This window comes from Pseudoalteromonas sp. H71 (assembly GCF_001468485.1).
Classification (GTDB): domain Bacteria; phylum Pseudomonadota; class Gammaproteobacteria; order Enterobacterales; family Alteromonadaceae; genus Pseudoalteromonas.
The window spans coordinates 107,737-122,704 of record NZ_LODI01000044.1; the positions used below are offsets into that span (position 1 = coordinate 107,737).

The 14,968-nt window shown below is 38.9% G+C and carries 11 protein-coding genes; all 11 read left to right on the forward strand.

Annotated elements, in window-relative coordinates; genetic code table 11:
• Positions 1–50: 50 nt before the first annotated feature.
• Positions 51–509, forward strand: a complete 459-nt coding sequence (locus tag ATS71_RS14930) for a GAF domain-containing protein (protein ID WP_010556413.1) — start codon at positions 51–53, stop codon at positions 507–509.
• A complete protein-coding gene (locus tag ATS71_RS14935) occupies positions 509–787 on the forward strand; it encodes a hypothetical protein (protein ID WP_058405538.1) in 279 nt (92 codons plus the stop codon). Before ATS71_RS14930 ends, ATS71_RS14935 begins: the two co-directional genes overlap by 1 nt.
• Before the next feature lie 15 nt (positions 788–802).
• Positions 803–1,450, forward strand: a complete 648-nt coding sequence (proQ, locus tag ATS71_RS14940; protein WP_058405539.1) for an RNA chaperone ProQ — start codon at positions 803–805, stop codon at positions 1,448–1,450.
• A gap of 25 nt (positions 1,451–1,475) precedes the next feature.
• Positions 1,476–3,500 (forward strand): carboxy terminal-processing peptidase, encoded by a 2,025-nt coding sequence (gene prc, locus ATS71_RS14945; protein WP_058405540.1) that lies wholly within the window; start codon positions 1,476–1,478, stop codon positions 3,498–3,500.
• A gap of 178 nt (positions 3,501–3,678) precedes the next feature.
• A complete protein-coding gene (gene nhaC, locus ATS71_RS14950) occupies positions 3,679–5,142 on the forward strand; it encodes a Na+/H+ antiporter NhaC (protein ID WP_171034606.1) in 1,464 nt (487 codons plus the stop codon).
• 45 nt (positions 5,143–5,187) lie between these two features.
• Positions 5,188–7,782 carry an aminopeptidase N gene (gene pepN / locus ATS71_RS14955; RefSeq protein ID WP_058405542.1) on the forward strand — a complete coding sequence of 865 codons (2,595 nt, stop codon included), beginning with the start codon at positions 5,188–5,190 and terminating at the stop codon, positions 7,780–7,782.
• Entirely contained in the window at positions 7,783–8,004 is a 222-nt protein-coding gene (locus ATS71_RS14960; protein WP_058405543.1) for a DUF2835 domain-containing protein, read from the forward strand.
• A 253-nt stretch (positions 8,005–8,257) separates the two neighbouring features.
• Positions 8,258–10,354: a DUF1302 domain-containing protein gene (locus ATS71_RS14965; RefSeq protein WP_058405544.1), complete on the forward strand. Its 2,097-nt coding sequence runs from the start codon at positions 8,258–8,260 to the stop codon at positions 10,352–10,354.
• A 13-nt stretch (positions 10,355–10,367) separates the two neighbouring features.
• Positions 10,368–11,732 carry a DUF1329 domain-containing protein gene (locus ATS71_RS14970; RefSeq protein ID WP_058405545.1) on the forward strand — a complete coding sequence of 455 codons (1,365 nt, stop codon included), beginning with the start codon at positions 10,368–10,370 and terminating at the stop codon, positions 11,730–11,732.
• Between the two features lie 129 nt (positions 11,733–11,861).
• Positions 11,862–12,857: a WD40/YVTN/BNR-like repeat-containing protein gene (locus ATS71_RS14975; protein WP_058405546.1), complete on the forward strand. Its 996-nt coding sequence runs from the start codon at positions 11,862–11,864 to the stop codon at positions 12,855–12,857.
• A partial coding sequence (locus tag ATS71_RS14980; RefSeq protein WP_058405547.1) for an efflux RND transporter permease subunit occupies positions 12,857–14,968 on the forward strand: 2,112 nt, incomplete at its 3' end. The genes ATS71_RS14975 and ATS71_RS14980, both read left to right, overlap by 1 nt.

Here is a 14,968-nt window from a genome sequence, read left to right on the forward strand (position 1 = left end):
CCACAAAGAGTACCTTTAGCTACTGTATGTTTAATAAGAAGTAGTTTGGTATGCAAAAGCACGATTTTTACCAGTCATTAGTTAAACAAACTGAATCGCTGATTGCCGGTGAGTCGAATGTAATTGCTAATATGGCAAATATAAGCGCGCTGTTATTTACCTCTTTAGATGATGTAAATTGGGCGGGCTTTTACTTTATTGATTCGCCGTCAGAATTAGTGCTAGGCCCATTTCAGGGTAACCCAGCATGTATCCGTATTCCAGTTGGAAAGGGTGTATGTGGAACGGCTGCAGCTACGTTGCAAACACAACTAATTGAAGATGTTCATGCCTTCGATGGGCATATTGCCTGTGATGCAGCATCGAACTCTGAGATTGTTGTACCTATCATGAAACATGGTAAAATATTTGCAGTGCTAGATATTGATAGCCCTAGTATTTCTCGGTTTGATACTGATGACAAAGCGGGATTAGAAGCATTGGTTAAATGCTTTGAGGCTAGCTTGTAATGAAAGATTTGCTAAATGTTCAAGACTACCTATTTGCTTTACAAGATGTAGGCGACTGGGAAGGCGAAGAAGAACATGTAGCGGAAACGCTCAATGATTTGATTCACATTGCTTGGGACAAACTCCCAGACGATTTAGATTGTGAATCAATCGATGAAATAATAAATGGTATTTGGGAACACCTTCGAGGTGATATGGCTGTACTAGAAGCCGACTTCGAAGAACTGGTCGACTGGGTAATACACTATGTTGATTCGTCCCTTGATGAAAAGATGTGAAAAATAGGTTCTAAAATGGAAACCACAAACAAGCTAAAAGATATTAATGAAGTATTGGAATTCTTGTACCAAGAATTTTCACAATGTTTTAAACAAAAAGACGGTATCAAACCGCTTAAAGTCGGTATTTTTAAAGATATTGCTGAGCGTATTGAAGGGTCTGAAAAAGTAAGCAAGACTCAAGTTCGTCAAGCACTAAGAAAATACACGTCTAACTGGCGTTATTTAGAAGCTGTGACAAAGTCGGAGTTTCGTATTGACCTTGATGGTAATCAAGGTGAAAAAGTTGAGCAAGAGCATATTGACCATGCTCAAAAAGCATTAGAAGAAAGTCGTGCAAAAATGGCTAAGCGCAAAAAACAACAGCGTCCACGTCAAGACTCAGATTCTAAAAACTTTAAGAAAAAACCAGCACATGCAAGTAAAGGTGCAGATAAAAACGCATCGGCTAACAAAACAGCTAAAGCTGCATCTGCTAAACGTTCAGGTAAAATTGAACCTTTACCAGCGATAGAGGTCAAGGTTAATAACAAGGTTAAGGTTAAACTAGGCCAAGCACTTGTAAATGCAGTAATCACTGAGGTAAACAAAGACGACGTTCATGTTGAATTAGTGACTGGTATGCAAGTTAAAACCAAAGCAGACAGCTTATATACTATATAAGTTGTACATAAATTAAGGAGTTTGTATGAGTAAAAAGTTTACGCTCATTCCGGTAGTTGCAGCCCTGTTCTCAGGTTCATTATTTGCTGCTGTAGAGCCTGTCACAATTGATGATTTACCTCTACTCAAGCAAGAAAGTCAACATGGTACTGCCAGTAAACGCGTGGCAAGCTTATTTACTCGTTCACACTATATCCCGGTTCGATTTAACGATGAGCTCTCAAGTAGAGTGTATGATCGTTACATCGAATCCCTTGATTTTAATAAAAGCGTTTTTTTAGCCAGTGATATTGCATCGTTTGAGCAATATCGCGATAGCTTTGACAACGCTTTAACAACCGGCAAACTAGGCTTTACGTTTGATATATTTAATTTAAGCCTAAAGCGCCGTTTTGAACGTTACGAATATTCACTTTCTTTGCTAGAAAATGAAATGACGTTTGAGAAACCAGATGAATATTTTTTTGATCGTGAAGATGCAGCCTGGCCAACATCGCAAGCTGAGCTAGATGAAATTTGGCGTGAACGCGTTAAGTACGATGCACTACGTTTAAAAATGACAGGTAAAGATTGGGAAGGTATTAAAGAGGTTCTCACTAAGCGATACAAAAACGCAGAAAAACGTTTAGTTCAATCAAACTCAGAAGATGCCTTTCAAATTGTTTTAAATTCTTTAGCTCGCTCAATTGAGGCGCATACGTCTTACCTATCACCAAGACGTGCTGAACAATTTAAAATGGATATGGACTTAGAGCTTGAAGGGATTGGCGCAGTGCTAACTCCTGACGAAGATTACACCGTTATTCGCAGTCTTGTTCCCGGCGGTCCAGCGGATAAAACAGAACAAATTAAAGCCGATGACCGAATTATTGGTGTAGCACAAGAGGGTGAAGACTTTACTGACGTTATTGGTTGGCGTTTAGACGATGTTGTAGATTTAATTAAAGGGCCAAAGGGCACTAAAGTACGTTTACAATATTTAAAAGGGGCAGATGCTCACGGCACACCTAAAGTTGTCGAAATTACTCGTGATAAAATCCGACTTGAAGACAGAGCTGCCAAGTCAGAAGTGTTCGAAGCTAAATATTCTGATTTAACAAGCAAAATTGGGGTTATTGAAATCCCAGGTTTTTACAATAACCTATCTAAAGATGTCAAAGTTGAGTTAGCTAAATTAAAAGAGGCTAAAGTAGACGGTATTATTATTGACTTACGCCAAAATGGGGGGGGCTCCTTATATGAAGCTACTCAGCTTTCTGGTTTGTTTTTTGACCAAGGGCCTGTCGTACAAATACATACATTGAACAACAGAATTGAAGAACAAAGGGATCGTGATGGCGTTACTTATTACGACGGCCCTTTAACGGTTCTAGTTGACCGTTACAGTGCTTCTGCTTCTGAGATTTTTGCCGCTGCAATGCAAGATTATGGTCGCGCTGTTATTATTGGCGAACAAACGTTTGGTAAAGGCACTGTGCAGCAACATAAAGGTCTTGCAAGAGCATATGACCTTTATGATAACCCACTAGGTAGCGTGCAATACACCATAGCGAAGTTTTACCGTATAAATGGCGGCAGTACTCAGCATAAAGGTGTTATTCCTGATATTTCTTTTCCATCAGCGATAGACCCTGCTGAGTGGGGTGAAAGTAAGCAAGATAATGCATTACCATGGGATAGCATTGTAAAAGCAAAATATAAGAAGTTAGGAAACTTAACACCTGTTATTCCGTATCTTGAAAAACAACATAAAGATCGGATTAAATCTGAGCCAGAATTTGGTTATGTGTTTGACGATATTGCGTTTTACAATGAAGAAAAAGATCGTAAAACAATTTCTTTAGTTGAAGCTTCTCGCATTAAAGAAAAAGAAGAGGGTGAAGCGCGTGCATTAGTACGTACAAATGAACGCTTGAAACGATTAGGTAAAGACCCTGTTGAAAACCTAGATGATGTACCCGAAATTATTGATGAGCTTGACCCTTTCCTTGAAGAGGCAGCCTTAATAACTCAAGATTATATAAATTTTGGGCGTATAGCCAAAAAGTAAAACTGGTTTTACCACTATAAAAAAGGCGCTTATGCGCCTTTTTTGCTACCTATCACAGCCTAAATTGTTATACTCTCTAACTATTAAAAATTGAGCCAGCTTAATAATGCTCAGTTAATACGCACTAAGTGCTAAAAATAATAATTAAACACGCTGTATGTGTGTAGGAGTCTCAACCTTGAACCCATTGGATGATAAACCAGTCAAATCCGCCTCATTCCTTGATGCATTAATTCCCATTTCAGTTTTAATTTGTTTGTTAGGGGCCGCGGTTTATTTATTTGGCGACAATTCGTCATCTGGACCAAACCAAATTGCACTTTTATTTGCAACCTTTGCAGCTGCTCTCATTGGCCTAAAAAACGGCTATACTTGGAAAAAGCTTGAGCAAGCCATGATAGAAGGTATAACGCTGTCACTTGGCGCTATACTCATTTTATTAATGGTAGGCGCATTGATAGGTACTTGGTTGCTATCTGGCACAGTACCAACGTTAATTTATTATGGTTTGCAAGTAATTAACCCTAGTTGGTTTTATGCCGCAAGTTGTTTAATTTGTGGCATTGTAGCTATGAGTATTGGTAGCTCGTGGACCACAGCAGCTACAATTGGTGTTGCTTTGTTAGGTGTAGCCACTGGCCTTGGCTTAGAGCAGACGGTTACAGCTGGTGCTGTTATATCGGGTGCTTACTTTGGTGATAAACTAAGTCCACTCTCTGAAACAACTAACCTAGCACCCGCTGTGGTTGGGTCTGACTTATTTGAACATATTCAGCATATGCTATGGACAACAGTCCCTAGCTTTGTGATTGCACTCATTATATTTATATTTATGGGCTTTAATGCAACGGCATCTAATGAGGCGGGGCGCTTAGACGAAATTACGCTAATTTTGGAGCAAAATTTCAACATTGGTTTTGAAATGCTTATTCCTTTAATTGTACTTTTAGTGTTAGCAATTAAAAAAATGCCTGCTTTTCCTGCCATTTCTATTGGTGCTGTTGTTGGTGCTGTTTGGGCAATGTTATTTCAATCTGACCTAATTGGTTCTCAAATTGATACTTCCCAGGGCCAAGTGGTTGGGTATTTCAAATTGGTATGGACGACATTTTTTGACGGCTTTAGTATCGATACCGGTGATGACAAAATGGATTCACTGCTTAGCGGTGGCGGTATGGCGGGCATGTTGACAACTACCTGGTTAATTATGACTGCGTTAATGTTTGGCGCAATTATGGAAAAAACGGGCCTGTTGGATATTTTTGTAAAAAGTATTTTAAAAATAGCGAAAAGTACAGGCTCTTTAATTGCCTCTACAATTGCAACATGTATTGGCACCAACCTCATTGCAGCTGATCAGTATATCGCTATTGTGGTTCCTGGACGTATGTTTAAAGACGAATATAAAAAGCGTGGTTTGAAGCCAGTTAATTTATCTCGCACCTTAGAGGATGGCGGTACGATTACCAGCCCGCTTATTCCTTGGAATACTTGTGGTGCTTACATGCAAAGTGTACTTTTAATAAACCCTTTCGATTACGCGCTTTATGCTTTCTTCAACTTAATTAATCCCGTTTTAGCTGTTATATATGCTTACCTTGGTATTAAAATTTTACGTATTAAGCCGAAACAATCTGCCTAAATTTAGTAGCGCCTTTATTGATAAAGGCGCTACTTTGGAGTAAATATGATTAACTCAAAGACACCTCAAGCTCAATATCTCAAAGACTATAAAGCCCCTAATTTTTTAATTGATCATACAGACCTAACTTTTGATCTTCAGCCTACAGCTACAACGGTAACAAGTGTACTTACCTTAACACGTGTTAGTGACGATCAATCACCCCTAATACTTGATGGTATAGATTTACGGTTAATTTCCTTATCGATAGATGCGCTTGAGCTAACAGATTACAGCGTTATTGATGAACAGCTAGTCATTAATAACCTACCAGAGCATTGTAAATTACGTATTGTGACTGAGATATCTCCTGAGACGAATACGTCTTTAGAAGGTCTCTATTTGTCTGGTGGAGCATATTGTACACAGTGTGAGGCACAGGGATTTAGAAAGATAACTTACTACATGGATCGCCCTGATGTGTTGTCGACGTTTGATGTGACTATTGTTGCAGATTTAAAGTATACACATTTGTTGTCTAATGGTAACCAAGTTGATACCGGTAAGACATCCGATGGCCGTCATTTTTCTAAATGGCAAGACCCATTTAAAAAACCAAGCTATTTGTTTGCATTAGTTGCCGGTGATTTTGATGTATCAAAGGATACGTATACAACAAAAAGTGGTCGAAAAATTGATTTAGCTTTATTTGTAGACAAGGGTAATTTGTCTAAAACACCTCATGCGATGCAATCACTTAAAAAGTCTATGCAATGGGATGAAGAGCGTTTTAACCTAGAATATGATCTTGATATATATATGATTGTAGCCGTAGATTTTTTCAATATGGGTGCGATGGAAAATAAAGGCCTAAACATATTCAATAGTAAATGTGTTTTGGCAAATCAAGAAACAGCAACGGATAAAGATTACCATACTATTGAGTCTATAGTGGGTCATGAATACTTTCATAACTGGACTGGTAATCGTGTTACCTGCAGAGATTGGTTTCAGTTATCACTTAAAGAGGGGCTAACTGTATTCAGAGATCAAGAATTTAGTAGTGACCTAGGTTCGCGCGCGCTCAACCGCATTGATGCTGTAAAGGTAATGCGAACTCACCAGTTTAGTGAAGACGCAGGGCCTATGGCGCACCCTATACGGCCTGAAAAAGTTATTGAAATGAATAACTTTTATACTGTAACAGTATACGACAAGGGGGCTGAAGTAATAAGAATGATGCATACCTTGCTTGGTGAGGATAACTTCCAAAAAGGTATGGCCCTTTACTTTAAACGCCATGATGGCCAAGCTGTTACATGTGATGACTTTGTCAGTGCTATGAGTGACGCATCGGGTGTTAATTTAGAGCAATTTAAGCGTTGGTATAGCCAGGCAGGCACGCCTCGTTTAAATGCTATAGAGCATTACGATAGTGCTTCTAATGTATACACACTAACCATAGAACAAAATGCACCCGTTAATCAGCCAGATAACGCACCTTTGCATATCCCATTTGCAATTGAGTTGTTAGACGAATCAGGTAATAGCATCGATCTACAGTACAAAGGCTTAAAAATAAGTAATGTACTTAATGTTACTGATGCAAAGCAGCGTTATATTTTTGATAATGTGACGTGCAAACCCGTTGCCGTTTTATCAGAAGATTTTTCAGCACCGTGTATTTTGACTCAACAAACAACTGAGCTAGAGCTTTTGCATATCATGCGTTTTGCACGAAGTGATTTTTCACGTTGGGATGCACAACAACAATTGTTCATAAAAGCAGTAAAAACAGCAATTAACTCTGATATACAATTTCAATTGAGTGACGAAATAATTGAAGCCTTGCGTGTGTTGATCGTATCAAAACAAGGCGATTTAGCGTTAATTGCTGAGCTATTAAAACTTCCTAGCTTTGACACATTAGCTGCTGAATTTGAAATTATTCCTGTTGATGAAATTATTCGCGTTGTAGCACAGTTCGAAGTGCAAATTGCTACAAGCCTTAATGATGAGCTGACCGCATGTTTTGGTTCATTACATGACGATGGTAGCATAAGTGCTGAAGCGGTTGCTGTGCGCTCACTACAGCAAATATGCCTGCATTATCTTGCAAAGGTTCCAAGTAAACAAACAGATAAATTTATTAAACGTGCTGCTAGCTCATCAAATATGACCAATGTGTTGGGTTCGCTTAGCGCTGTGGTAAAAGCTTCTCATGAGCTTTGTGATGAATTACTGTCGCACTTTGATAGTCAGTGGCGACATGATGTACTTGTCATGGACAAATGGTTTGCGCTTCAAGCAATGCAAACTGGTGAAGACGCAATTATTAACATTAAGTCATTATACGAACACCCAAGTTTTGATTTTTCAAATCCTAATAGAGTGCGTGCTTTAGTCGGTAGCTTTAGTTACTTTAATACTCAGCAATTTCATCGTGTGGACGGGCAAGGGTATGAATTGCTAGGTGATTTACTTGTTAAGCTTAATGCAATAAATCCACAAAATGCGTCAAGAATGTTAACACCGTTTATGTCTTGGAAGCGTTATGATAAAACACGTTCAGCGCTTATGAAAACGCAATTGGAACGTATATCTAATTTAGATGGACTAAGTGACGACTTATTCGAGAAAGTTGAAAAAGCGCTTAATTAAATGCTTGAATATTACTTTAATTTAAGATTGAGCTATAACGACTGCATGGATTACTACCACGGTCGATATAGTTCTGTTCAAGTGGTTGAAGAGGGTGGGAAGTCAATTCGGTTTTCTGCCGATCATTTAAGACCGTTTGTTACAAGCTTGGGTGTAAGAGGGCGTTTTAGAATGTTACTCACCCCTGAAAATAAATTTATTCGTATTGAACAAGTGGCTTAGAGCGCTATTTTTATGTTATAAAACCATAAAAATATTGTCTTTTTGTTAATTTCAATTTGTTCTATTGTTAAATAACGTGTATAAATTATCTGGTATGACGTCTTACCAATACGTAAACGTCAGCTGACACACTATATATATGACAGATTGAATGCGACTATTTGTAATTTATACAATTCGCTTCTATCGTTACGATTACACTAAAAACAATAACTTGATCACACAATATGACCCGCGACAGGGGGGAACCACAATGATAAGAAGATCGCTTTTTGTTAAAAACAAAATCGCTATAGGTTTAGCAGCCGCTAGTTTAGCTTTAACTACAGCAAGTTCACAGGCTGTAACATTTGACGCCGGGGGCTTTGACATAACCTTCGATTCTACATTTTCGTACGGCCAGAGTATTCGTGTAGAAGATAGAGACTTTGGTTTAATAGGTAAAAGCAATAACCCCGCATTTAATTGGACAGGATACAATCCTGCTGTAAATACTATTTATTCTGCGCAAGATGTTTGGGCTCAGCCTGGCTCTTACTCTAATAATGGTGATGCTGGTGACCTTAATTTTGACAGCGGTGATTCGTTTTCAAAATTATTGAAAGGTACACATGATATTTCAATAAACAAAGACAACTACGGTCTATTCACTCGCTTCATGTATTTTTATGATTTTGCTCTAATGGATGGTGACTTTGCCTACGCAAATCCTACATCAGGCCAAAGCGTTGATCCTTGTGATGATAAAGACACTAAAAAACAAAGCTGTGCAGATATTCGCTTATTAGACGCGTTTTTTTGGGCTGACTTTGATTTAAACGAAGGCAAAAACCCATTATCAGTCCGACTTGGCCAACAAGTAGTTAACTGGGGTGAAAGTACACTTATATCTCATGGTATAAATGTGAACCCTGTAGATATTGATAGATTGAAAGCGCCAGGCGCAGAGCTCAAAGAAGCATTTATCCCAGTAGGCATGCTTTGGGCATCATTGGGCATTACAGATAACATTACCCTTGAGGGTTTTTACCAATACCAATGGCATGAGACTCGCTTGCCAGCTGCGGGAACTTACTTTTCTACCAATGACTTTGCAGCAGAAAATGGTTACCAACAAAACGTTCAGCTAGGCTTTACGTCTAACCCTGATATAGATGTTGCATTTTTAACTGAAAGTTTAAATAACTTAACTGCAACCTATGCTCAAGTAGCTGCGGCTCAGGGTATTGATCCTACAAGTGCAGAAGGCCAAGCTTTACTAGCTAATATGTACCTAGCGCACCCAACCAAGGTTGCACTTAAAGGTAAAGGTAGTAACGGTAAAACTGAACCAGATGATGGTGGTCAATATGGTTTACGATTAGGCATATTTTTACCCGAGTGGAATGACACTGAAATTGCGCTTTACCACGTAAATTACCACAGCCGTCGTCCGCTTATTTCAGGGCGTGTATCTAATTTTTCTCAAGCTGCCATTGCACAAGATTTAGCAATGATTTCTACAACAGAAATCACTGATGATAATGTTGCTGACTTAGTTGCATTTTCTAAAGCTGAGAATGAATACCCTGAAGATATAAAACTTTATGGTGTGAGCTTTAATACGACGATTGGCGAGACTGCGTTTGCAGGTGAATTTGCTTTTAGACAAGACGAGCCTCTGCAAATTGATGATGTAGAATTACTTTACACAGCAATGCCTGAACAGCTAGCCGTTGCTGGTATTCGTCCTGATTTTGCCGGTATTTCGCAAATGAGTATTGGTGATGCAATCAGTTCTGTAGGTCCAGGTGAAGTTGCAAAAGGTTATATTGAACGTGATACGTCACAAATTCAGTTTACTGCAACGCATTTATTTGGCCCGTCATTAGGAGCTGACAGTTGGGCTGTGGTAGGTGAAGTGGGCGCCGTTAAAATTCACGATATGCCAGATTACGATGAAATGCGTTTAAATGTGTCAGGTACTGGTCGAAGTGGTGTTATCACTGGCCCAGGTACAACAGATTACTCAACGTTGCATTTAGGTCTTTCAAATGGTCCTGAAGAAAAGTCGTTTGCCACTGGCTCATCTTGGGGTTATCGACTAATTGCGAAGGGTGACTATTTTAACCTTTACAACGGTATCAACTTTTCACCTCGTTTTGTATTTTCACATGACGTAAATGGTAATACACCTGATCCTATGTTCTTGTTCATTGAAGATCGTAAGTCACTAGGTGCTACTATGAACTTTAACTACCAAAATGCGTGGTCACTTGATGTAAGCTACAACTCATTTTGGGGCGGTGGTGGTGTAAATACCTTCTCAGACCGCGATTACGTTTCTTTTAACTTAAAATATTCTATTTAGGGGTAACATTATTATGCTTAAAAAACCTACCCTCATTGCAGCAGCTTTTGCTAGCTTGTTTGCAAGTAATGCTGCTTTAGCAAAACTATCAGCTGAAGAAGTTGCACGTTTAGGTCAAGACCTAACTCCTATGGGCGCTGAGAAAGCGGGTAACGCTGACGGCTCTATTCCTGCGTGGAATAACGGCATTACTGCTGCTCCAGCAGGTTACGAAGCGGGTATGCATCACCTTGACCCTTTCTCAAGTGACAAAGTACTTTTTACAATTGACAAAACAAACATCGATAAATACAAGGCAAACCTGAGCCCGGGTCAGATTGCTTTATTTGAGGCTTACCCTGACACGTTTAAAATGCCAGTGTATGAAACACGCCGATCAGCGTCTTACCCTCAATTTGTTTATGATGCAACCAAAGAGTTTGCACCTACTGCTGAATTGATTGAAGGCGGTAATGGGATTAAGAACACAGCCATTGGCATTCCATTTCCAATTCCTAAAACAGGTTTAGAAGCAATTTGGAACCATTTACTTCGCTTTAGAGGTGAGTCAATTGAGCGTTTTGGTGGTCAAGCAGCACCTACAGCATCAGGTTCTTACAACTATGTTGGTTTTGATGAACAACTACTTGTTAAATACTCTGATCCAAGTGCGACACCTGCTGAGCTTCAAGACTCAAACATTTTGTTTAAATTTAAACAAAGCGTTACTCAGCCAGCTCGCCTTGCAGGTACAGCCTTATTGGTACATGAAACGATGGACCAAATATTAACGCCTCGCCAAGCATGGACATATAACTCTGGCCAACGCCGTGTTCGTCGTGCACCAAATGTCGCCTATGATGCACCGGGTACAGCAGCAGATAGCTTACGTACTACTGATGACTTTGACATGTTTAATGGCTCGCCAAATCGCTATAATTGGACACTCAAAGGTAAGCAAGAACTTTATGTTCCATATAATAGCTACAAACTTCACAGTGACAAGCTTGAGTACGATGATATTTTAAAACCAGGTCATATAAATCCTGAGCACACACGTTATGAAAAACACCGTGTTTGGGTAGTAGAGGCTAACCTTAAAGATGATACTCGTCACATTTATAAAAAACGTGTGTTTTATATAGATGAAGATAGCTGGCAGGTAACGGTGACTGATATTTATGATAACCGTGACCAACTTTACCGTGTAGCAATGGCCTATGGTCTTAACTACTATGAAGTACCTACTCAGTGGAGTACTTTAGAGGTTTATCATGATTTGAATTCACGTCGTTACTTAGCTATTGGTTTAGATAATCAAGAAAAAATGTACGATTTCTCAAAATCATTTAATGATAACGAGTTTACATCTAGCGCATTACGCCGCGCAGGTAGATAAGTTAAAAGTAGGCACCTAGTCGCAAGTTAGGTGCCTTTTTCCTTTCTCATCGCGTTTGTCTTTCAACGCAAAAAACTTTCCTCGTTTACAAAGACAAACACTCCTTTCAGTTCAAGGCGATTAAAATTTATGAAGTATTTGGTATGTGCCAGCCTGATTATAAGCAGTGCAAGTTTTGCTCAAGATACACCAAAAAACGCAATTAGTGCGCCTAATGCACAAAAAACACTATTAACAGATATTATCAATACAGGTAATGAATTAGTTGCTGTAGGTAAGCATGGCACAGTAATAAAAAGTGTAAATGGCGAAACTTGGCAACAAGCAAAATTAGTACCTACGCAAGTATTGTTGACCGCTGTCGATTTTAGTGATGAAAACAACGGTTGGGCATGTGGGCATGATGCCACAATTATTAACACCGTTGATGGGGGGAATAATTGGCAATTACAACAGGTTAAGCCTTCTTTAGATAAGCCATGTTTAGACATTTTATTTAAAGATCAATTAGAAGGTTTTGCAGTGGGTGCGTATGGCATGTTTTACCATACGACCGATGGTGGAAAACAATGGGAAAAGCGATTTTTAGATTCTTTGTTGTTCAGTGAAGACAGAGAGTACTTAAATGACTTAAAAGAAAATGATCCCGAGGGTTACGAAGCAGAAACAGCATCAATTTTGCCACATTTTAATCGAATTGAAAAAACCGAAGATGGCTTAATGCTTGTTGGTGAGATGGGTTTATTAGCTCGAAGCACGGATAACGGCAACACGTGGCAGCGTCTTGAAGAAATATACCCAGGCTCTTTCTTCGCATTTAATTCAGATAATAACCAAGAGGTGGTTGCTGGGCTTAGAGGTAATGTATACAGCAAGCAGCGCGATGAAAAAGAATGGCTTCACCTTGAGAGCAGTAAAGCCGCTACTATAAATAGCATTATTAATTACAATGACGAGCAGTGGTTAATGTTAGCAAACAGTGGGGTGATTTTTCACTTACAAGATGGGTTGTTAAATTATGAGCAACTTGCCGACGGTAAAGCGATACTTGATGGTGTAATTAAAAATAATAAATTGGTAATGGCTACTGAAGATGGCATTAAAGTGAAGGAGTTGACCCCTTAATGCATACTATTTTAGATTTTATAGAAAAAGCGATATTCAGACATCGCTTGGTTGTGCTTATAAGTTTTGCAATTATTACTTGTTTACTTATTTTCAAAGCTACGCATATTCAACTTGATGCTTCATTTAATAAAAATATCCCCCTAAATCACGAATACATGAAAGTGTATACCAAGCATGAGAAGCAGTTTGGTGGTGCGAATAGCATTTTAATTTCTGTGTGTGATGACAGTGGTAATATATTCAATCCAGAATTTTTTACTCAATTAAAAGCAGTTCATGATCAGCTTTACTTTATACCGGGTGTAAACAGGCCACTTGTAAACTCTATATTTGCTCCTAGTGCCCGATTTGTAGAAGTAGTTGAAGACGGTTTTGCAGGTGGTCCAATTATTCCTGCAAACTTTAAAGCAAACGAACGTGGTTTAGCCGTTGTAAAAGAAAATATAGAAAAAGCAAAAGTTGTTGGTCGTATGATTGCCAGCGACTATTCGTGTGCAATGGTAACAGCTCAGTTATTAGAAACTGATCCACAAACACAAGAAAAACTTGATACCTTAGCCTTTGCAGAAAAGCTCGAAACAGAGTTAAGAGATCCTTTGAGCACTGATAAGGTGAGTATTCATATTATTGGCTTTGCAAAAATGGCCGGTGATATTGCAGAAGGGGCTAAAGGCGTTGTGTTATTTTTTGCAATTGCCATTGCCTTTACTTTTATTATGGTTTGGTTGTTTTGCGGTAGTTTAAAGCTCACAATTTTACCTATAGCATGCTCGATTATTGCAGTTGCATGGCAGTTGGGCTTACTTTCAAGCCTTGGCTTTGGGCTTGATCCAATGTCGATATTAGTCCCATTTTTAGTATTTGCTATTGGTGTAAGCCATGGTGTGCAAATGATTAATGCCATTGGTAAAAAAGTAAGCGAGGGAAAAAGTACTCGTATTTGTTGCCAATCGAGTTTTAGAGCGCTTTTGATTCCCGGTGGTATTGCGCTTCTATCAGACACCGTTGGTTTTTTAACTCTGTTGACGATTGATATAGGTATCATCCGAGAGCTTGCAATTACTGCTAGCTTAGGTGTTGCAGTAATTATTTTTACAAATCTAATTTTGTTGCCTGTTTGGGCATCATACATGCAGTTTGAAAATAGTATTCATATTCAATCAGGTGATGCTAATAAACCAAATATGCTTGATAAAATTAGGGATTTATTGGTAAAAGCAACTGATCCTAAAGTAGCTAAACTCATTATTGGCTTTACGCTTGTTTTATTTGCTTTAGGTTACTGGCAAGCGGATAAAATGCGTATTGGTGATTTACATGCGGGTGCGCCGTCACTTCATCAAGATGCACGTTATAACCAGGATACTTTTTTAATATCGGACAAATATACAATTTCATCAGATATTTTAAAGGTAATAGTTGAAGCTTACCCAGCAGCATGTACAGAGCATGATGTAATGGAACGTATTAGCCGTTTTCAATATAAAGTTGAAAATGTTGACGGTGTTCAATCTGCAGTTAGTTTAAGCTCGGTTGCTCAGTCTGTTAATGCGGGCTACAACGAAGGTAATTTAAAATGGCAGAGTTTGCCTCGTAATTCAGCTACATTAGTGCAATCTACTTCTCGGGTGGAAACGAGTACCGGTTTACTAAACGGTGATTGTTCTGTTATGCCTGTCATTATCTTTTTAGATGATCATAAAGCGCAAACTATTGATCGTGTTATTGCTAGCGTAAAACAGTTCGCAAATGAGGAAGGGACAGATAAACTTGCATTTAAATTAGCATCTGGCCCAGTTGGTGTTATGGCCGCTACGAATGAATCTGTTTCAGAAGCTCAAATACCGATGATGCTTTATGTATACGGTGCTGTAATTGCATTGTGTCTATTAAGTTTTAGAAGTGTCAAAGCGACCATTGCTGTTGTGCTACCACTTTATATTGTATCAACACTTGCACAAGCGTTAATGGTGCAGCTAGAAATTGGCTTAACAGTTTCAACACTACCTGTTATTGCTTTGGGTGTGGGTATTGGTGTGGATTACGGTATTTATATATTATCGTCAATGATGGGGCAACTTAAACAAAATGTGCCGTTGTCGATTGCC

What these genes read in the sequence shown, in the direction of transcription:
- ATS71_RS14970 (WP_058405545.1), top strand. Translation starts at nt 10,368, where the DNA reads ATGCTTAAAAAACCTACCCTCATTGCAGCAGCTTTTGCTAGCTTGTTT.
- proQ (WP_058405539.1), top strand. Translation starts at nt 803, where the DNA reads ATGGAAACCACAAACAAGCTAAAAGATATTAATGAAGTATTGGAATTC.
- prc (WP_058405540.1), top strand. Translation starts at nt 1,476, where the DNA reads ATGAGTAAAAAGTTTACGCTCATTCCGGTAGTTGCAGCCCTGTTCTCA.
- ATS71_RS14935 (WP_058405538.1), top strand. Translation starts at nt 509, where the DNA reads ATGAAAGATTTGCTAAATGTTCAAGACTACCTATTTGCTTTACAAGAT.
- pepN (WP_058405542.1), top strand. Translation starts at nt 5,188, where the DNA reads ATGATTAACTCAAAGACACCTCAAGCTCAATATCTCAAAGACTATAAA.
- ATS71_RS14975 (WP_058405546.1), top strand. Translation starts at nt 11,862, where the DNA reads ATGAAGTATTTGGTATGTGCCAGCCTGATTATAAGCAGTGCAAGTTTT.
- ATS71_RS14965 (WP_058405544.1), top strand. Translation starts at nt 8,258, where the DNA reads ATGATAAGAAGATCGCTTTTTGTTAAAAACAAAATCGCTATAGGTTTA.
- ATS71_RS14960 (WP_058405543.1), top strand. Translation starts at nt 7,783, where the DNA reads ATGCTTGAATATTACTTTAATTTAAGATTGAGCTATAACGACTGCATG.
- ATS71_RS14930 (WP_010556413.1), top strand. Translation starts at nt 51, where the DNA reads ATGCAAAAGCACGATTTTTACCAGTCATTAGTTAAACAAACTGAATCG.